The sequence below is a fragment of the Bartonella raoultii genome (assembly GCF_019659805.1).
In the GTDB taxonomy this organism is placed as follows: Bacteria; Pseudomonadota; Alphaproteobacteria; order Rhizobiales; family Rhizobiaceae; genus Bartonella; species Bartonella raoultii.
On sequence record NZ_JAIFRO010000004.1, the window covers coordinates 1 to 20,560 of the forward strand.

The following is a 20,560-nucleotide window of genomic DNA, read 5'->3' on the forward strand; positions in this document are numbered from 1 at the left end:
CGTCAGTCGTGTACAACACCCACCAGCAACACCAACCACCAGCAACACCACCCACCAGCAACACCAACCACCAGCAACACCAACCACCAGCAACACCAACCACCAGCAACACCAACCACCAGCAACACCAGCCACCAGCAACACCAGCTACCAGCAACACCAGCTACCAGATTGGTTAAAAACCATAAAAGCACATTTTTTGTTGACAAGACATTAAAAATCATCTTTAATAGTGTATGCGGTAGGGTTTTTTTTGCGTCTTCATTTCACTTTTATAATCTATGAAAAAGGAAAGCCTTTTAGGGGTTTTTTTGCTTTTTAAAAAGATGTATTCTTACAAAATGCAAAAATATAAAAGCTGTTTTCCATAACAGATATTTTCCTTAATCCTTTATAAGGCACTTCCAGACAGTTTTTATAAGTATCTGCACACTAAAAGTTTTTAAAAAAACTGAGTACGTAAAAGAATTTTTTCTTTGGGAATTTGTAAAAACAAATTGAGGAACTGCTTCTAAAAGCTTTAAGCCAAAAGGCGTGTATCCTCTTTGAAAAACGAGATTAAATTTAACAGAAACAGAAAAGAAACTGCTTTTTAGCATAGAGAAAAAGAACTGTGAAAATATAAAGCTGTTCTTCCACGAGAAGATTCTTTTTTATATTGGAATATCCATCATCAGAAAACATTTAACGAGACGCATTTCAATACTCTATTATAGAAAACCACCCTGTCTTGTGGTTTATCTTTGCAACATCACATTTCTCTTCTCATTTTGAGAGATGAGAAAAACGCTTAAAATATATCACACAAGCCTCACCTTACGTGAGGCTTTTTTTATGGAGAAGTTTATGCGAAAAATATTGAAAGAAGGGCTTGCACTTATTAAACAATGGGAAGGTTTGCGTTTAAACGCCTATCAAGATACCACGGGTGTCTGGACAATCGGTTATGGACATACCAATGCAGCCGGAAAACCTTTTGTTCATAAAGACATGACAATCACAGAAAAACAAGCAGAAGATATTCTGCGTCAAGACTTACAACGTTTTGAAAACACGGTTGAAAAATTGGTTAAGGTTTCTTTAAATGCTTGGCAATTCGCAGCATTAGTATCCTTTTGCTATAATGTAGGAACAAAAGCATTTTCCAATTCCACATTGTTAAAAAAACTGAATAAAGGTGAATATGAAGCTATTCCTGCTGAATTACAAAAATGGACCAAAGCAGGAGGCAAACGTCTTGAGGGTCTTGTTCATCGTCGTGCAGCTGAGGCAGGATTATGGGCCAAACAATCTTATATTTCTCCCAATTATCAAGCAGTAGAAACGAAAGAAAAAGCAAGCCGTTTCAAAGCAGAAGCCCTTGCACCCATTATAGGATCTTGTTCTGGACTTGGAAGCTTATTGACCGGCAACGGTCCCATCCAATGGGCATTAGCAGTGATTATGATTTTAGCAGCATGTGCTGGTTTTATTTTTGCGACAAAACGCTTTCAGGAACAACGCTTATGATAAGCTGGATTAACAAAAACTTCATGATAATGGGTGGGGCTTTCGCCGCTTTTTTTATCATTTTAAGAAAAGCCTTCACTCTTGGAAAGAAGGCTGAACAACAAAAACAAACAGAAAAAGCTTTAAAAGCAGCAAAAATGAGATTTGAGGTGGAAAATGAAATTAACCTCACAAGTGATACTGATGTGCGTAATAAGCTTTCTGAGTGGATGCGCGACCAATGAATCTTCTTCTTGTGTTGGGTGGTTGCCCATTTATTTAGAGAGAAGAGATATTCATGTCATCAGCCCTAGCTTAGCCAGAGAAATCTTAAAACATAATAAGCAAGGTGAATATTTATGCGGGTGGAAACATACTGAAAAACAACAGCACATTCCATAAAGTTTAAAGACGGCCATAAAGTTTAAAGACGGCCATAAAGTTTAAAGAAGGAGAAAAAGAAATGCTTCAACAAAATGAAACTTTCCTCACACAATGTAAAAAAGCATATCACATAACTTTTTAAAGCAGTATATACGCATTATGCAACAATTAAAATGCAATAAATAATACATTTTGAATAGATATTAAAATAAACAAGAAGAGTGATACTGATGCATATTCTACGCACTTTGTGTAGATATGTCATCAAAAACCATTCTTCTTGTGTTTGTTTTGTGCTCATTTTTTTGAAACAAAAGAGAGGTCAGTATCATCCATTCAAGCTTAACAAGAGAAATCTGCAACCATAATCAGCAAAGTCATATTTAGAGGGGTGAAAGATGATGAGAAAAAAAACGAAAAAACGTGTAGAGCTTACAGAAGCAGAAAAAGAAATGCTTCAAGAAATGATCCTTACCTACCAAAGTGTAAAAGTGATGTCTCGCTGTATGAAATGGCTTATATTTATTCTTTTTCTCTTTATTCTTGACTTTGCCCGTCTTATAGATGCGCTAGATAATGTTTTTATCCATTTAAAACAATGGTTTTTAAAACATTAAAACCTCTTTTCTTTAAATTCGTATTTTCTTAAAAGCGTATTTCATTAAAAATAGATTTTCTTAAAAGCGTATTTAAATAAGAGAAATGTCATGGAGAAAAGCGCTTTGCTAAAATATATAAAAATATTTGAAATTTTTTATAAGCAATGAATTAAACTGTGCCCCAAACCCGTTTAATAAAATATTTAAATGTATATAAGTATAATCTATATAGTATTATTTTATTTCCTGTATTAAAAATTAGTTATGGATTTTTTAATACAATTTATATATAGTGCGTTCCGCATTGAAACAAAATTGGGGATTTTCATGAAAAGAAAATATTTAATGACAATATCGCTTGCCACATTAATGGCAACTTCAGCAGCACATGCAGCTGATACTCTTATTTTTCCAAGCAGCACAGAAAGTGTTTCACCACCTTATACAACACAAAGTATTTCACCAAGTTATAAAGCAGGAAATAGATCTCCGGTTATTATTGACCTTCCTTTTTCTTGGTGTGGTTTTTATATTGGAGGAAAGGTGGGGGGTTTTTCTGATCACACGAGCGTCAGCCACTTTAAAAGTGTAAACCTTGAAAAATGGGCTCCAGCTGATAAGAATTTATTTTCTAAATCTTTAAAATACAATGCAAGCCTTTATACAGGTTATAATTTTGATATCGGAGATAATTTCATTATCGGTGTTGAAGCAGATATCGCCTTACCAATTCGGAAAAGCAAAAAATTAGAAAAGGAACAAAAAATTCTCAACGAGGGAGATTTAAATTCTATTAAAAATGTTTTTGAACAAGCTGAAATTCCAATTATACAACCAACAACAGAGGGTGAAACAATCCCGAATATTAATGATATTGTTGTAAGCAATACGACTTTCAAAGAAGAAGTATCTGGTAGTATACGGATGCGCATAGGCTATAATTTAAACCGTATTATGCCCTATATTTCTGGTGGTGTTGCCTTGTCAAAGCAGCAATATATTATGTCCATTTTGTCAAAATCTCACGAAACACAAACGAGAGTATTTGCTTCTGGCGATGTCATAAATGATACAAAAAAAGTCTTTGGCTATACTGTGGGTGGTGGATTTGATTTTGCAATGACGAATAATATTATTTTTCGCACAGAATATAGTTACTTAGATTTTGCAAATGACAACAATACATTTGCAGAAGATAAGCTTAAATTATACTATAAGACGCATAATATGCGCATGGGTATTTCTTATAAATTTTAAGAGTATAAGCGAGCATATTTTTAAAAACCCTGTTTTTAACAGGGTTTTTATTTGTAAAACAAACATTTTCTTATAGCTTTTCTTTTCTCTCCCCTTATGTTGCAAACAAAAAGAGAGCAACGCATCACATTTTCCAGCTTAAATAAACGCTATAGGAATGATGATTGAAAATTTCTGTCTTACTGCTTGTACTCTTGTACTCATGTTCAGAAAGTTACTACAAACAGTTTAAAGACATCTGGCTTTTCTTAAACACTTCTTGTTTATCAGGGCTGTTGTGTAGCAAAAGCATCATTTTTACAAGACAAATACGAAGCAAAACGAAAAGTCACAAAATTCTATCCTTAACACCATTGATGTTGTTTTATTCCCCATTTAATCACATTACAGAAAAACACATAAAAGCACTCTCGCAATTTTATTTTCTTATTTCCAACACTCTTGGCAAGAGATATGGCGCATCCTTTTTCAGAAAGCAATTGTTTTAAAAAAATGAGCATCTTATAAAAACTCTCAAATTCTTTTATGCTTTATGTCTTCCCTTCTAAAGAGAAGGGGAAAAGCAGAAATTATTTCATTGGACTGAAAAACCAACAGCCTTGATGTGTGCACTCTTTTGATAAGCCATAGTCCAACCCCATCCGCATATTTACCCTTAGACAAGTTTTTACGGATAATCTCTCACGCGTTCTTGTTTTCCTAGTCACTATTCACACCACCTTTTGAATCACGCTTTTGGCGGATTCATCAGCTCTCAAAACCGTATGTAAAAAACAATCACTGATCAGTGAAATAAGATAAACAACGATATCAAGTGATATGGTAGAAAATATCTGATACCGCAGAGAATATCAAAGTGGTGCGGGTGGTCGGACTCGAACCGACACTCCTCTCGGAACCAGATTTTGAGTCTGGCGCGTCTACCAGTTCCACCACACCCGCACACTATTGTCATAGCAGGATAAGTTTTCCTATTGCTTCTTTGCACTATATGAAGAAGGAGAGATTCGTCAACATCAGACTTCTCACTTTTTAAAGAATTCGTATTATTTTTCACTCTACTGGTTTATAAAACAATGATCTGCTTAATTGACAAGGGCAATATCTCTTTAAATTTATAGACTATCCTTTGTAAAGTTTTTACCTCTTAGACTTATGAAAATCTTTATGCTATTAAAAACATTAAAGCTTTGGACGGTTTCTTTAGCAAATCGACGCACTGCGCCTCATTGGCTTGGTTTTATTGCTTTCATTGAAAGTTCTATTTTTCCCATTCCAGTTGATGTTTTATACATTCCGATGGCCCTTGTTCGCCCTTCTCGCGCTTATTTTTATGCTTTTATTGCCACGCTATTCTCTGTTTTAGGGGGTATATTGGGTTGGTTTATTGGTCATTTTGCTTATGAGAGTCTTGCCAAACCGATTTTAGAATTTTACGGTAAAGTTGAAAGTTTTGAAGCTCTGCAAAACGGTGCAACATTAGAATTTCTCCTCATGTTATTGGTTATCTCAGGTCTGATACATCTTCCTCCCATTAAAATTGTGACAATTTTGGCAGGTGTAATGCGTGTTCCCCTTGAACTTTTTATTCTCAGCTGTATCTTTGCGCGAGGAGCACGTTTTTACCTTCTTGCATGGCTCATAAAACATTTTGGGCGTCAAGCAATGAATTTTCTTGCCCAGAACTTTAAATGGATTATTCTGGTTGGTTGCATAACACTCCTATTGGTTTATGGTATTTTCATAGCTTTTGTGAAAAAACACCTTCTATTATAAGGAACATGCGCAATGGTACGTGTTTTGTCTTCTAAGCATATTTTGAAGCAACATTTTTATCTTGAACCAAGTAAAAAAGAACAAAGTTTGTGGGCTTTTTTTCTTGCTTTTTGTTTATCTGCTACATTAGGCTTAGCGCTGGGCTTTGAGCATATTGGAGGCTATCTTCCTTGTGATTTATGCCTCATTGAACGTTTACCCTATTATGGGGCCATACCCTTTTTGATTTTAGCAGGTTTTGGAGCATTATTTTTTCGCTTATCTTTTTGGGTACAACTCTCATTTTTATGTGTTTTTGTCTTAATGAGTATCAGCCTTATTTTAGCGCTCTATCATGCAGGTGTTGAATATGGTTTTTGGCCTGCTCCTTCCAGTTGCAGTTTAAGCGCCGTCAAGAGAACAACAGATGTCAGCCAATTGTTCAACCGATTAAACAGCTTGCATCCTCCTTCTTGTTCTGAAGCCTCCTTACGTGTTTTTTCTCTCTCATTTGCCGGTTGGAATGTCATAGCTAGTCTATTTTACGCACTGACGAGCTTTTATATTGCCTCCAAAGGACTTCTTTCAGGTTCTAAAAAACTATAACCATAAAAGAAAAAACAAACAGCCTTATCTTCCTATTCTTTATCCCCTCATTTGCCATCTCAATCCTGTAGTAAAACCTCTTTCATCACTCTTTTTTCTTTCAAGCCACAGCACATAGTTCCTGAAATCTGACAAAATCCTCCAGGCAAAGAAAACTCTAGAGGTCATTTCTCTTCTATTCTCTTTATAAACCTTCATTTTTAAAGCTTAATTTTCTTTACCCGTGATTTTATGGGCTATAAGCACCACTGCTTTTCTTTCACATAAACAGCTTTTTTTGAATTCTTCACTTTTAGATTGACTTTCGCTTTTTTACCCCTATATTTTAGAACAATTCTAAAGTGCAGGGGTAGAGAAGATGTTGAAATTATTTTTTTCATTTTTACAACATGAAACTCTGTCCTTTCATTTCATAAAAAAAAGACTTACACGCACGCCTAAAACAAAAGAGCAAGATACAGCCTTTTATTTAGGCTATGCAAAAATTTTACAGCCTTATTCTTGTAAGCAAATAGCCTCCCTTACTGTAATAGGTATTCAAGAGCTTGAAAATTATAAGAAGATTATTTCCCGTATCTTCTCACACCCGTGGAAGAATAACGGATTCATGATGCAACCACCCTTCTTTTACAACAAATAAGCACCCTTATCATATGAATACACAACATTCTCACACAACAACACATCAAGCCGTAAAAAAGCCTTCAAAAGCCGAAAAACAAACCCTTTTAACTTGGATTCAACCCGGTCTTGCAGGGTTAATGGATGGCTCAGTCTCGACCCTTGCGCCTATTTTTGCAGCAGCCTTTGCAACGGGTGATACCCATCAAACTTTTTTGATAGGGCTTTCTGCTTCAATTGGAGCAGGACTTTCAATGGGATTTACAGAAGCAGCCCATGATGACGGTAAATTATCAGGCCGTGGTTCTCCCTTTAAAAGAGGCCTTGCCAGCGGTGTGATGACAGCGCTTGGAGGGTTAGGTCACACACTTCCTTATTTGATCCACTCTTTTTACATTGCAACGATTATTGCTTTTATCATCGTTTTTTTTGAGCTATGGATTATCGTTTGGATTCAAAATAAATTCATGGCAACACCTTTTTGGCGCGCATCTTTACAGGTTATTATTGGCGGAGCTTTGGTGTTTGCGACCGGTATTTTGATTGGCAGCATCTAAAATAAACAGATAAAGATAAAACACTTCATTTGCAAAGAGCGCAGAGCATCTCCTCAGGATCCATGCTCAAGATCCCAAAGAAATTCCTTTCATTGCATATTTTTTATCGGCATAGCGTGTGCATTATCGACAACTTCAGCACGCACCATACATTTTTTATGCACACTAAAAAATATAAGCCTTGGGGACAATTGCTCTTCATAAACTTTTATTGACTTGTTTTGTAAAACGCTTTTGATAGAGTTGTTCTTTATGTTTGATCCATTTTATACTTTGAAAAGAGTTTACCCCATGCCCGATAAGCAAAGCAATATGTCTCTCACGCATCAAGAAAGTTCTTCGTCCTCTGCTCTTTCTTCTCACCTTTCAAACACTATGACTTTATTTGTCGAATCTCTCGAGCATGGACAGGGTTTAGAGCTTCCTCACTATGCGACAGCGGGTTCTGCTGGTCTTGATCTACGCGCAGCACTTGCGCAAGAAGAAACACTCGTCCTTTCCCCTGGGCAGCGTGCACTTATTCCAACAGGTCTCATTTTTCACTTATCTCCAGGCTACGAAGCACAAATACGTCCACGTTCTGGTCTTGCCTTAAAGCACGGTATTACATGCCTCAATACGCCCGGAACAATTGATAGCGATTACCGTGGAGAAGTTAAAGTTCTTCTCATTAATTTAGGACAAGAAGATTTTGCCATCCAGCGTGGCATGCGCATTGCTCAAACTGTCATTGCACCTGTTCTTCAGGTCCATGTTCGCGCCCTTGAATCAAATCAAAAGTCTTCCCTCCAAACATCCAACGATACAGACATTCGCGGGGCCGGTGGCTTTGGCTCTACAGGTCAAGACTAAAAAACAAGAACCCAAAAATCTCCCCTTTACCCGTTAGGCGCAATGCCTTCTCGCACAGAGGAACCTATCACCTACAGCACGTGATGCACACATCTCTACCGAAAACAGTGGTTTCCACAAGACCCGCAATTTCATTGACTTATAGAAGCAACACCGCAGCCCCTTTACCCGTTAGGCGCAATGCCTTCTCGCACAGAGGAACCTAGCACCTACAGCACGTGATGCACACATCCCTACCGAAAACAGTGGTTTCCACAAGACCCGCAATTTCATTGACTTATAGGAGCAACACCGCAGCCCCTTTACCCGTTAGGCGCAATGCCTTCTCGCACAGAGGGACCTAGCACCTACAGCACGTGATGCACACATCTCTACCGAAAACAGTGGTTTCCACAAGACCCGCAATTTCATTGACTTATAGGAGCAACACCGCAGCCCCTTTACCCGTTAGGCGCAATGTCTTCTCGCACAGAGGAACCTATCACCTACAGCACGTGATGCACACATCTCTACCGAAAACAGTGGTTTCCACAAGACCCGCAATCTCATTGACTTATAGGAGCAACACGCGCTTTTGTTGCAACAGTGGCTGATTTTTGCAATCCCATCAGCCCCACTTTCGTGTATCCTGCCGTTCGTATGGTATTTAGTAAATCTATAACAGCACCATAATCAATTTCGCTATCAGCTTTGATTAAAATTTTTGTCTCTCGATTTTGATTTGTTTCCTTCAACAAGGTTTCAATAAATGCTGTTTGAGAAACAAGATGATCTCCCACATAAAGAGAACGGTCTTTTTGCAAAGTCACATAAAGAGGTTCATCTGGCTGAACCGCGGAATCTGCTTGGGTTATAGAAGGAAGCTGAACAGGAATAACAGATGTTGCCAAAGGCGCTGCAACCATAAAAACAATAAGCAATACCAACACAACATCAATAAAAGGGGTCACATTGATTTCACTGTGCAACCCACCTTCCTCTGTTTCCCAATGATCATTAAAGTTTGCTTTCATTTTTTATGACTTTTCTGTTGTCTATGTTTATCGAGTTCACGACTCAAAAGTCTTTCGAGAGCAGCAGCAATATCGCCTAAATCATTACGATAACCACTCAGAGCACGCATAAGTCCATTATACATCACAACAGCGGGAATAGCTACAAAAAGCCCGATAGCTGTTGCAAGGAGTGCCTCGGCGATTCCAGGTGCCACCACATCAAGTCGTGTTGTTTGGGATTCAGCAATTCCAATAAAAGCGTTCATAATTCCCCACACGGTTGCAAAAAGTCCAACAAAGGGAGCAAGTGCACCAATAGTTGCAAGCACAGCACTTCCACATGCAACACGGCGCGTAGCAGATAACAAACAGCGTGATAAAAGTGAATGCACTCTTTCTTTTACGCCTTCATTCATATCGCGAGCAATATCTTCAGAGCGTTCATTTTCTTCATAGAAAAGAACCTCTTCATGAAGAAAAGTTTGCGTGGTTTGTCTTGCACCTGTTCTTTCATGCGTGCCTGCACTTCCTCCTTCTGTACCAAGAAAATTCACTTGTTGTGTTGAAAGATAAATTTCTTTGAGAACTTCTTTGAGAAAGACCACACCAGCACCTTTACTTTCTTTCAAGCTAGCTGCCAAACGTGTAAGGGTCTGAGCATTAAGAATCAATTGAAGTTCTTTTCTTACTCTTCGTTTTGCCAGAGTAATCTCAACAATTTTAACAAAAGCAATCGTCCAAGAAGCAAGAGAAGCCAGCAACAAAAGAACGATAACAGATTTCACCACAAAATCAGCGGCCATAAACATAGAAAAGGGGGAAAGATCATGCGTTATCGCGATAGCAGATGTATTGTTAAAAGGTACCGTCTCAGATTCCATCTCTGTCTCACATTCTTGGGGTCTTTTCTTTTTGATCTTACAGTCGTACCACCACCCCGCATAGCATGTCTTTTACCATGCCACTTCCCCCTTAACGCTACTTCGCAAGCAATTTAAGAAATAAAAGTTGATTTATCAAGTATAGTTTTATTTCAACAAGCATCTCTTTCAAGAGGAACCCTCCAAGAAATTTTTTGTTAAACGCTATCAATGAAAAGAAATTTTTTGTTAAAGAACGTATATATTGCATAAAATACAACATTGTACCCTATGATCATAATCTTATAAAAGATTACTTTATAAGATTAATAGATTCTTTCATCCCTGATGAGTCGTTGTACGCAATATAGCCAATTTTTCTTTTCTCTTTTTTCATTTTCAAGTGAAAAGAATATTTTTATCAGCAAAACCACTTAGCCAATCAGGCAAGATTTATTTGGTCTGCTTGTATTTTTTTCTAAAATATTTTTCAAGAAACGCAAAGCATATAAATTTTAGATCAAAATGGAACGAAAAAAACCATTTAACGTTATGCAAGCAGTGAAAATTTTATTCCCATGCAAATAATCACTGTAAAAATAGCCTAAAATGGATAATGATGCCTAAGAGAGGGAAAGAACATCATGACAAATAATAAAGCAACAGAAAAAAATAAAACAACAGCAGAAAAAGATCTTCAAGAGCAATTAGAGAAATTACGCAAAGAACTTTCAGGCGTCACCTCAACATTGACAGATCTTGGAACCAATAAATTAAACACAGCAAAAACAAAAGCAGAAAAACTCTATAATGCTGCGAAAGAAAGCAGTGAAGACGTTATATCGCAAGCAAAAGAAAAAATAGGCGATTTTGAACAAACCATGAACCAATGTATTCAAAAAAATCCTGGTAAAAGCGTTCTACTTGCAGCAGGCGTTGGTTTTATTCTTTCACAATTATTGCGTCGTTAAGCCATGCATAAACTTATTACGCCTGTTTTAAACCATCTTGTTGGTGGGGGGCTAAAAAGTACTGTCAAGCAAGTTCGCCTTCAAGCAATTTTTTGCGGGATCATTGGCGTTTCCTTGTTCATGGCTTTGGTCTTTTTATGCGTTATTGGTTTCCTTGCTCTTTGCTTGGTCATGAAACCTCTTGGAGCAGCCAGTGTGCTGTTTTTTATTTGGCTTTTTCTCGCAGGATTGAGTGCTCTTATTGGTCGCATTTTAAAAACGTCACAGCGTTATGAACAACAAAAGAAAGAAGAGGAACAACGCCATCAACTTATGACACAAACAACCCTTTCCAGCCTTGCCTTGCTTGGAAAGCATTTGCCTTTTGCAAAATTAAGTGTCCCAATCCTTGGACTGACAAGCTACTTTCTGTGGAAAAAAGAGAAAAAAGACCGCTTTTCAGATTAAAATATGTAATGTTGCCGTTACCCCCTAGGTGTTTTCTTTTCTCATAAAGAAAACACCTTTTTTGTTTTATCCCCCTTTGTTTTATCCCCTCTTTTGCCGCGACCATAGGCCTTTTTCCCAATATAGTCTTACAAACACTTCACCCCTATTCTTAAAGAATTGAAAACAAAAGTTTAAACCACCTTCACCATTCTCTTATAAAGAATGGCGTTTCTTTAATTACCAAATATGCACTCTTTTTACTCTCTCTAAAGCGAGAGAATTTTTCCCATAAAATTCTAACGATAAAGCGTAATTTTTCTTCTTGTATACTCTTCTTCTTTTGTACAAGGAAAAAAATTTTGCATAAAGCAAAAAACGCGCTTCCAATTTTTTCCTTGCCTTAAAGACCCCTTAGAAAAACGCTCCTCTCATGCCAGCACACAGGATTTCTCTTGAAAAGCAACGCCCCTTTCTCAGATAGGTTTCTAAAGCATTTCCTCAAGAACCATACGCATACCTGCCCACAATTCATCCTCTAACAATTCAGCTTAAACTTATATTTCAGCCGGTGATAATTTTGCATTCCAACCAATAACGAACGCCTATTTTCACAACACGGATCACTGAATGTATTTTTTGCAAAAGTGATATAACACATCATTTTGCAAAACCTCTTCAAGCTTTTGGGGATTATCAAAATCTGTATGAGCGATTACACATTTTTTATCAATTTCCCCCAATTTAAGATTTTTTAAGGGAGGCATTCACTTTTGAAAGCACATCATGATGTGTAATCACATCAATCATCTGTGTTACCACCGCCTTTATGAGCTCTCGTTCATCACCTTCAGCCATGATTCGGATCACAGGTTCTGTTCCAGAAGCGCGAATCACCAATCGTGCATTTTTTCCCAACTGCTTTTTGGCTTGATTTATTGCCTTTTTAACCGGATCTTTTTTTAAAATTGTTTTATCTTTAACGGTTACATTTTTTAAAATTTGCGGTACAAATTCAAACCGTTGACACAATTGACTCATAGAGCTTTGACTTATCTGCATACACGCTAAAATCTGTAAAGCAGCCACTAACCCATCACCGGTTGTACCAAAATCCCTAAGGACAATATGCCCAGAAGACTCTCCCCCAACATTATACCCCTTTTGCCGCATGGCATCGACAACATACCGGTCTCCCACATCAGTCCGCACAAGATCCAACCCTTTACTGTTTAAGAAACGCTCAAGACCAAGATTAGACATAATGGTTGTAACAACACCATTATGCTGTAAGCGTCCCGTTTTTTGCCAATGTTCAGCAAGCACAGCGATCAACTGATCTCCATCGATTGTTTGTGCTTTTTCATCCACAATAAGAACACGATCTCCATCACCATCAAGAGCAATTCCCACATCAGCACGCACTTCATGCACTTTTTGTTTTAAAGAAGCCAAATCGGTTGAGCCACATTTGTGATTAATATTGGTCCCATTTGGCGTATCATGAATAGCAAAGACTTCAGCTCCCAATTCCCACAAAGCACGCGGAGCTGCTTTATAAGCAGCACCATTTGCGCAATCGACAACAATACGCATAGCATCCAAACGTACATCACGGGGTAAAGTTCGTTTTGCATATTCGATGTAACGATAAATATCCCCTTCCACCCGTTTTGCATAACCAATTTCAGCACAACTGGCTAAGGAATTTGAAAGATCTGTATCGATTAACTGTTCAATTTTTTCTTCCACTTCATCTGAAAGTTTAAAACCATCAGGACCAAAAAGTTTAATTCCATTATCATAGAAGGGATTATGAGAAGCAGAAATCATCACTCCAAGATCTGCCCGCAATGAGCGACAAAGCATTGCAACAGCAGGGGTTGGCACAGGACCCAATAAGAAAGCTTCCATTCCCGCAGCGGTAAAACCCGAAACCAAAGCATTTTCCAACATATAACCAGAGAGGCGGGTATCTTTACCAATCACCACACGACGCGACTGATGTTGTGAGCGAAACAAAAAACCTACAGCCATTCCTACTTTCATAGCAAAATCCGCTGTCATAGGAAAAGAATTCGCTCTGCCTCGAATTCCATCAGTACCAAAATATTTTTGTGCCATGCCTTTTTCCTTTATACATACTTTCCCTCTTTTCTGTACGCACGAAGCGCCCTCTCCTATAATACCCTTTCCCCACAAATCTCTCCTCACACACATTTTCTTCTCATAAGAGACATTTCGCTCTCTTGAGATTTTTAAACAATTACAATAGCTATTATCCTCACGCTTCCAAAGAAATCTTTAATCTTCACAAAATCGCAACCATTTTCTTCATTATTCCTCTACACCCCATATCGTAAACCATATGATTCTCTCCTATGGCTTACGCATACATGCACCATTAAACAACATAAAATGATAATTTCATACGTTCTCCACCCCACATGCAGGAAAACAGCTTTCTTACAATTCCCTTCAAATGGCATGCAGTACACCATTTTTCTTATAAGCTCCCCAAGATGACTTTAAAGGCGCAAGCAAAGCTTACGCCTTTTTAAAAAATTGCTGAACATCTTTAAAAACACACGGATATTCAAGCATTATAAGAAATTTTTTACTTTTCTTTATCCTGTCCAGTATCATTTGCTGTTTTATCAGGATTGTCTTTCTTTGTAGAGCTTTTAACTGCTTCAGCTACCTTTTTTACACTACGTGCTTTTTTTTGCTCTTGATGAGATGTGTTTTCCTCAAGCCCAGAGTTATTGGCTTTGTTATTGGCTTTAAGAGCTGTAGATTTTGTTTCTTCCTTTCCATTTTTTTTCTCTACTTTTTCTTCTTCTGTGGTAGCGGTCTCCTCTTTATCAGCACCGTTTGTCTCAACATCACTTTCATGAGGCTCAACCTTTACACTACTCCCTGTCTTAGGTACTGAAGAAGCCCGCACAGGAGCACTCTCATCTTTCAGCGCACGAGAAGGAGGCTTACCTTCAATAACTTCATTGATCTCAGCGCCGGTTAAAGTTTCATATTCCAATAACCCTTGCGCCAAAGCAAACCATTCTTTCTTTTTGGTTTTGAGAATTTTTGTAGCGGTTGAATAAGCATCATCGATAAGCTTGCGTACTTCGGCATCAATCATTCGCGCAGTTTCTTCAGACACATTTTGCGTTCGTGCTACGGAATGTCCTAAGAACACTTCATCCTGATTATCTCCATAAGCCACATTTCCCAGAAGATCAGAAAATCCCCACCGTGTTATCATAGCGCGCGCTAATTTTGTTGCCTGCTCAATATCAGAAGAAGCGCCCGATGTGATATTTTCCTTTCCAAATTTCAACTCTTCAGCCACACGTCCCCCCATCATAATGGCCAAGCGCGAAATCATCCAGCGATAACTCATGGAGTAACGATCACCTTCAGGCAATTGCATCACCATCCCTAAAGCTCTTCCTCTTGGTACGATTGTTGCTTTATGCACAGGATCAGCGGCAGGCACATTAAGAGCTACGATAGCATGCCCAGCTTCGTGATATGCAGTAAGTTCTTTTTCTGCTTGGGTCATAGCACTTGAACGTCGTTCTGCACCCATCATCACCTTGTCTTTTGCATCTTCAAACTCCTGCATTGTCACAATTCTTTTATTGCGGCTTGCAGCCATAAGAGCAGCTTCATTGACAAGATTCATCAAATCCGCCCCAGAAAACCCTGGCGTTCCCCTTGCAAGAACTTTCAAATCCACATTAGGTGCTAAAGGCACATTACGCACATGTACTTTTAAGATTTGTTCACGTCCCGATACATCAGGGTTTGGAACAACAACTTGTCGATCAAAACGCCCTGGTCTTAACAGAGCAGGATCAAGCACATCAGGACGGTTTGTTGCAGCAATGAGAATAATACTTTCATTGGGCTCGAATCCATCCATTTCCACGAGCAATTGATTTAAGGTTTGTTCTCGTTCATCGTTTCCGCCTCCCAAACCGGCACCACGATGACGTCCTACAGCATCGATTTCATCAATAAAGATAATACAAGGGGCATTTTTTTTAGCCTGTTCGAACATATCGCGCACACGGCTTGCTCCCACCCCTACAAACATTTCGACAAAATCGGACCCTGAAATTGTAAAGAAAGGCACATTGGCTTCACCGGCAACAGAGCGCGCCAGCAAGGTTTTCCCTGTTCCTGGAGGCCCAACAAGCAAAACGCCTCGTGGGATACGTCCCCCTAGGCGTTGAAATTTTTGTGGTTCACGTAAAAAGGCAACAATTTCTTGGAGATCTTGCTTTGCTTCTTCAACACCAGCCACATCCTGAAAGGTCACCCGCCCTTGCGCTTCATTAAGCAGTTTCGCTTTTGATTTTCCAAAGCCCATAGCCCCACGCGACCCACTTTGCATTTGTCGCATAAAGAAGACCCATGCCCCAACGATAATAATAACAGGGAGCAAAGAAAAGAGCAGATTAAGGAAGATACTATTTCCAGAGCTTTCAGGAATAGCTTTCACATTTACATTTTTGCTTTCCAATTTTTGTATCAAGCCTGGATCCCGTGGTGCATAGGTTGAAATAACTCTACGCTCAGCGGTATGTCCTGTTAATTTTTGCCCCTGAATGGTCACGGCTGTTAGCTCATTGTTCTCCACCTTTTGCAAAAACTCGGAATAAGAAACCTCCCCACTTCGTGAACGCTGGCTCTCACCATTAAAGAGAGAAAACGACACAATCAAAATCAAAGCAATAACTCCCCAAATGAGGAGAGAGCGGTAATTAGAATTCATATTCAACCCACTTAATCAAATAGAGATTTTAAATATTTCCCCTTAACATATAACCTTGTCTGCTCCTTGCCAAGGTATGAGAAGATGTTTATTACTTTTTAGAGTCATTTTTCTTCAAATTAAGTGTGATTTTCTTTATCTTTTCACCTTAATATCAAAAAAAGGCTCCACAACATGAACGAGAGGGGCGTCTTCGCGCGATGACAACCAATGAAAGGGGGCTATAATCCGCTTAATGGTGACATTTTTGCAAAAAAAATCTTGAGAAGTCAACTCTGGAATATCACATCCTTTTTTATTTGAAAGCATAAGTAACGATTGCAAAGAAGGAAAATGGGGCTGTTTAAGAGTAAACCCGTTGTTTTTCAAGCAAAATTTCAAATGTTCCAAAGGCGCTGCTTCCACTTTTAGAGCCTCAAATCCATGGTTTGTAATCTGATAGCGTCCATCCCATAAGCACGTTTTTCCCGGATGCACAACCGCTTTTTTCATATTTCGTGATTCGCGCCAAAAAGCGACACCGCTTTGACTATATTCCACGACAGATCCAGCCAAAGTAAAACGTTGTTTTTGGGGAGAGAGGAAAGACAATCTTTGAACAATTTTATTTAATTTTTGCGAAGAGAGTAAATAAAAGCCTCCTCCCATCAACACAGCAAAGAGCCCCACAACGAAGGAAAAATTGGGATTTTTCTGTAAAAAGTCTGCAGGCTTTGCGATAAAACAGCGTCCATATTCCATACGAATATCCAAAGCCCTAATCAAATCAGCACTTTTTTGTGCGTGTTGACGACGCTGAAGAGCAGCTTGATGCACCTTTTTAGCAATATCCATAAGTTTTTTGGGAGGCAGAGATTGCCGTACACGCACACGTTCAAAACGGCGATCTTCATTTGTTGGATCTTCAATCCATATTTTTCCGTTAAAGCGCAAATAAGCACGCAATGTTTTGCGCTCTACACCAAGGAGAGGACGAATCAAACGTACTGTTTTATGCAATAATGCTTCACGTGGAATACAAGATAAACCGCGTTCACAGATCCCCTCATCATTTTTTTGCGCAAAACCATAAGCTGTTTTATCAAGTTCTGTAGAATGTACTCTGGTTTCCAGAGCTTTCTTATTGTAGAGAGCGCCATCAATTTCTTGCAGCCCAACATATCTCTTTTTTTGAAGACGTTGACAGCGCATCTGATAAGTTTCAACTTGATCATTGAGCGTATGCCCTGTCATAATTAGTGTTGCACCTTGCTTTTGTGCCTCTTGAAACAAGAGATCATATCGTGCAATGCGCGCTTTTGAAGCAATATGGGTCTTTGGCTTTTTTCCCTCCCATCGTACAATAATGTGTTTTATGTGATGAGCGCGACAAATTTCTGCAACAATTTGTGCTTCACGCGCTGATTCTCTACGCAATCGGTGATCAACAGTAACAACAATGATTTCTGGTGGAACAGAGAGTGTTTTGAAATAATCTTTAACCAAAAACATCAAAGCCAAAGAATCACCCCCACCAGAAACTGCAAGAATGACTTTCTGACATTGGATAAAATCGGATTGTTTAAAGAGATCTCCTGCTATTTTTACGCCCACCGTATACGACTCCGCAGCTTATTTATACGTTTTACAAAAGACGCACTCCAGTGTTTTATAGCATTTTTGTTTGTGTGTAAAAAGTGCACACACTTCTTTATTGTGTTTAAGAGCCACCATACTCATTGCTAATTTCAACAATATCTCAGAATTATAGAGTGTTTCTCGACCTTTATACCAAACATTGAGATAAACCTGTGCTGCTTCATGATAGCGCTTTTGTCCCAACAAAGATTCTGCCAACCAAAATAAAGCATCATCATATAAAGGATCATTTTTATAATGATCTTGAAAAGTGCAAAAGACTTTTTCAGCTTCAACATAGTTGGCAGAACGTAAAAAGTCATAGCCTTTTTTATACAATGCTTTGGAAGCAAGAAGAGCGGAATCTTCACCATGCTGTTGTTTGACATGCTTGCTTTCTTCTATGCCAACCTCTAAATGGTTTTCCTGATCATGACTCTCTAACCTCTCATGAGTCTCACTCTCTACCACACTATTTTGCGCACTCTTTGTAATCTTTTCCCCATTCTTTTTTATAGCTTGAACATTTTGCCCCCACTTTACCTTCTCAGAAGAACAGGAATAAACTGCAGAATCCTCTTTATCAAAAAGCAAATGAAATTGCTTTTTGATACTTTCCAGATCATTATGTTCCAGTACAGTCTCTATTCTATGCAAGAGTTTATCTAAATCGTAACTTTTCAATAAAGCTTTCTGATGCTCTAACATAAACGCTCGATTTAGAAGAGTGTCTTGAAAAGAAAATCCTAAATCAGAAGCCGTAGCATCCGTTTCAGAAGAAGGCGAAACTTCAGAAGCCGTAGCACCTATTTCAGAAGAAGGCGAAACCTCAGAAGCCGTAGCAGCTATTTCAGAAGAAGACGCAACCTCAGAAGCCGTAGCAGCTATTTCAGAAGAAGGCGAAACTTCAGAAGCCGTAGCAGCTGTCCCAGAAGAAGGCGAAACTTCAGAGGCCGTAGCATCCGTTTCAGAAGAAAGCGCAGCATCAGAGGCCGTAGCACCTGTCCCAGAAGAAGGCGAAACTTCAGAAGCCGTAGCATCCGTTTCAGAAGAAAGCGCAGCATCAGAGGCCGTAGCACCTGTCCCAGAAGAAGGCGAAACTTCAGAGGCCGTAGCACCTGTCCCAGAAGAAGACGCAACCTCAGAGGCCGTAGCAGCTGTTCCAGAAGAAGGCGAAACTTCAGAGGCCGTAGCACCTGTCCCAGAAGAAGACGCAACCTCAGAAGCCGTAGCAGCTGTCCCAGAAGAAGGCGAAACTTCAGAGGCCGTAGCACCTGTCCCAGAAGAAGACGCAACCTCAGAGGCCGTAGCAGCTGTTCCAGAAGAAGGCGAAACTTCAGAGGCCGTAGCAGCTGTTCCAGAAGAAGGCGAAACTTCAGAGGCCGTAGCAGCTATTTCAGAAGAAGACGCAACCTCAGAGGCCGTAGCAGCTGTCCCAGAAGAAGACAAAACCTCAGAAGCCGTAGCAGCTGTCCCAGAAGAAGGCGAAACTTCAGAGGCCGTAGCACCTGTCCCAGAAGAAGACAAAACCTCAGAAGCCGTAGCACCTGTCCCAGAAGAAGGCGAAACTTCAGAAGCCGTAGCACCTGTCCCAGAAGAAGGCGAAACTTCAGAGGCCGTAGCACCTGTCCCAGAAGAAGGCGAAACTTCAGAGGCCGTAGCACCTGTCCCAGAAGAAGGCGAAACTTCAGAGGCCGTAGCACCTGTCCCAGAAGAAGGCGAAACTTCAGAGGCCGTAGCACCTGTCCCAGAAGAAGGCGAAACTTCAGAGGCCGTAGCACCTGTCCCAGAAGAAGGCGAAACTTCAGAGGCCGTAGCACCTGTCCCAGAAGAAGACGCAATCTCAGAAGCCGTAGCAGCTGTCCCAGAAGAAGACGCAACCTCAGAGGCCGTATTGGACGCAGAACTTTCTCTATTATATGGAGAAAACTGAGAAGCTCTGCGTGGCATAGTATGAGCGGACAAAGACAAACATGCTATGAAAACCGATAAAAAAAAGACACTTTTCCAATTTTGTTTTTTACACACACGCATGTTTTTCTCGTTTCAAGAATCAAACCAATGGCTTTTTGACACTCCATAACTTTATTTAATATATAAACCACTGGCGTCTCATTTTTTTATGACACGCCCATCATTGATAGTCACCATTCATATTACTAATTGTTGTCACAGCGCGCCGATTTTGGTTCCAACAAGAAATATCGTCACACACTGCAACAGGCCGCTCTTTTCCATAAGAAATCGTCCGAATCCGTTGCGCAGACACACCCAGAGAAATCAAATAATCGCGAACAGTTACAGCACGTCTCTGTCCAAGTGCTAAGTTATATTCACGTGTACCACGTTCATCAGCATGCCCTTCAATCATGATGGAATAGTAAGGGTAACGCAACAACCATTCAGCTTGACGCATTAAAGTCTGCTCTGCATCAGAATCGAGCGAAGAAGAATCAAGACTAAAGAACACGCGATCTCCAACATTGATGGTAAAATCTTGTTTTGAACCCAGAGAGGCTTGGTTAAAACCATCACCCTTCAAATAAGCATTATTCATATTATTAATATGTCTTTTTTCGCAACCAACCAGCGGCAGTGAGAAAAAAAGGACCATAATGAAGGGATAAAAAAGTATATTTTTGGTAGAATGCATGTACTGCTTCTCCTTGAAGTCATAAAATAAAAATTAAAGGAAGAGACTCTTCCAAAAGCATTTCTGAGAATAAGCGTTACATCCTCATGAAAGCAAAGCTTTTCTTGATTTTATTTTCTCTCCTTGCATTTACCTA

The 20,560-nt window shown here is 39.3% G+C and carries 16 protein-coding genes, 1 tRNA gene and 2 pseudogenes; 11 read left to right on the forward strand and 8 right to left on the reverse strand.

Annotation, left to right across the window (positions count from 1 at the left end; translation table 11 throughout):
* The 5 genes from K3248_RS04310 to K3248_RS04330 form a co-directional block, all read left to right on the forward strand.
* A partial coding sequence (locus K3248_RS04310; protein WP_220717174.1) for a hypothetical protein occupies nucleotides 1-217 on the forward strand: 217 nt, incomplete at its 5' end.
* A 629-nt stretch (nucleotides 218-846) separates the two neighbouring features.
* Nucleotides 847-1,509 (forward strand): gene transfer agent endolysin BgtA, encoded by a 663-nt coding sequence (gene bgtA, locus K3248_RS04315; protein WP_220717175.1) that lies wholly within the window; start codon nucleotides 847-849, stop codon nucleotides 1,507-1,509.
* Complete coding sequence (locus K3248_RS04320; RefSeq protein ID WP_220717176.1) at nucleotides 1,506-1,733, forward strand: hypothetical protein; 228 nt, start codon at nucleotides 1,506-1,508, stop codon at nucleotides 1,731-1,733. Before bgtA ends, K3248_RS04320 begins: the two co-directional genes overlap by 4 nt.
* Nucleotides 1,734-2,270: 537 nt before the next feature.
* Nucleotides 2,271-2,489: a hypothetical protein gene (locus tag K3248_RS04325; RefSeq protein WP_220717177.1), complete on the forward strand. Its 219-nt coding sequence runs from the start codon at nucleotides 2,271-2,273 to the stop codon at nucleotides 2,487-2,489.
* A 309-nt stretch (nucleotides 2,490-2,798) separates the two neighbouring features.
* Nucleotides 2,799-3,728: an outer membrane protein gene (locus tag K3248_RS04330; RefSeq protein ID WP_220717178.1), complete on the forward strand. Its 930-nt coding sequence runs from the start codon at nucleotides 2,799-2,801 to the stop codon at nucleotides 3,726-3,728.
* Nucleotides 3,729-4,585: 857 nt separating this feature from the next.
* Here K3248_RS04330 and K3248_RS04335 read toward each other — a convergent pair.
* A tRNA-Leu gene (locus tag K3248_RS04335) sits at nucleotides 4,586-4,670 on the reverse strand.
* A gap of 225 nt (nucleotides 4,671-4,895) precedes the next feature.
* Between K3248_RS04335 and K3248_RS04340 the strand changes: the two genes are divergently transcribed.
* The 4 genes and pseudogenes from K3248_RS04340 to dut all read left to right on the forward strand — a co-directional run bounded on the left by K3248_RS04340 (nucleotide 4,896) and on the right by dut (nucleotide 8,119).
* Nucleotides 4,896-5,504 (forward strand): YqaA family protein, encoded by a 609-nt coding sequence (locus tag K3248_RS04340; protein ID WP_220717179.1) that lies wholly within the window; start codon nucleotides 4,896-4,898, stop codon nucleotides 5,502-5,504.
* A gap of 12 nt (nucleotides 5,505-5,516) precedes the next feature.
* The gene (locus K3248_RS04345) at nucleotides 5,517-6,089 is read left to right on the forward strand and encodes a disulfide bond formation protein B (RefSeq protein ID WP_220717180.1); all 573 of its coding nucleotides are present in this window, start codon (nucleotides 5,517-5,519) and stop codon (nucleotides 6,087-6,089) included.
* 358 nt (nucleotides 6,090-6,447) lie between these two features.
* Nucleotides 6,448-7,267 (forward strand): annotated as a pseudogene (locus K3248_RS08970) (VIT1/CCC1 transporter family protein).
* A gap of 291 nt (nucleotides 7,268-7,558) precedes the next feature.
* Complete coding sequence (gene dut / locus K3248_RS04355) at nucleotides 7,559-8,119, forward strand: dUTP diphosphatase (protein WP_220717181.1); 561 nt, start codon at nucleotides 7,559-7,561, stop codon at nucleotides 8,117-8,119.
* 572 nt (nucleotides 8,120-8,691) lie between these two features.
* On the opposite strand, the pseudogene K3248_RS04360 reads toward dut, so the two are convergent.
* Nucleotides 8,692-9,132, reverse strand: a pseudogene (locus K3248_RS04360) (biopolymer transporter ExbD); the annotation flags it as partial.
* Nucleotides 9,129-9,995 (reverse strand): MotA/TolQ/ExbB proton channel family protein, encoded by an 867-nt coding sequence (locus tag K3248_RS04365; protein ID WP_220717183.1) that lies wholly within the window; start codon nucleotides 9,993-9,995, stop codon nucleotides 9,129-9,131. The gene K3248_RS04365 and the pseudogene K3248_RS04360, both read right to left, overlap by 4 nt.
* Before the next feature lie 623 nt (nucleotides 9,996-10,618).
* On the opposite strand from K3248_RS04365, the gene K3248_RS04370 reads away from it, so the two are divergent.
* Complete coding sequence (locus K3248_RS04370; RefSeq protein WP_220717184.1) at nucleotides 10,619-10,945, forward strand: ElaB/YgaM/YqjD family protein; 327 nt, start codon at nucleotides 10,619-10,621, stop codon at nucleotides 10,943-10,945.
* A 3-nt stretch (nucleotides 10,946-10,948) separates the two neighbouring features.
* Complete coding sequence (locus tag K3248_RS04375) at nucleotides 10,949-11,392, forward strand: phage holin family protein (RefSeq protein ID WP_220717185.1); 444 nt, start codon at nucleotides 10,949-10,951, stop codon at nucleotides 11,390-11,392.
* Nucleotides 11,393-12,115: 723 nt separating this feature from the next.
* Here the strand turns inward: K3248_RS04375 and glmM are convergent.
* The 5 genes from glmM to pal all read right to left on the reverse strand — a co-directional run bounded on the left by glmM (nucleotide 12,116) and on the right by pal (nucleotide 20,424).
* Nucleotides 12,116-13,495, reverse strand: a complete 1,380-nt coding sequence (gene glmM, locus K3248_RS04380) for a phosphoglucosamine mutase (protein WP_220717186.1) — start codon at nucleotides 13,493-13,495, stop codon at nucleotides 12,116-12,118.
* Nucleotides 13,496-13,988: 493 nt separating this feature from the next.
* Nucleotides 13,989-16,154, reverse strand: a complete 2,166-nt coding sequence (gene ftsH, locus K3248_RS04385; protein WP_220717187.1) for an ATP-dependent zinc metalloprotease FtsH — start codon at nucleotides 16,152-16,154, stop codon at nucleotides 13,989-13,991.
* A gap of 135 nt (nucleotides 16,155-16,289) precedes the next feature.
* Nucleotides 16,290-17,645, reverse strand: coding sequence for a tRNA lysidine(34) synthetase (locus K3248_RS04390; RefSeq protein WP_371875513.1), 1,356 nt, complete (start codon nucleotides 17,643-17,645; stop codon nucleotides 16,290-16,292).
* 120 nt (nucleotides 17,646-17,765) lie between these two features.
* A complete protein-coding gene (locus K3248_RS04395; protein WP_220717189.1) occupies nucleotides 17,766-19,805 on the reverse strand; it encodes a hypothetical protein in 2,040 nt (679 codons plus the stop codon).
* A gap of 100 nt (nucleotides 19,806-19,905) precedes the next feature.
* On the reverse strand, nucleotides 19,906-20,424 hold the full coding sequence (gene pal / locus K3248_RS04400) for a peptidoglycan-associated lipoprotein Pal (protein ID WP_220717190.1): 519 nt from the start codon (nucleotides 20,422-20,424) through the stop codon (nucleotides 19,906-19,908).
* Between the last annotated feature and the right edge of the window lie 136 nt (nucleotides 20,425-20,560).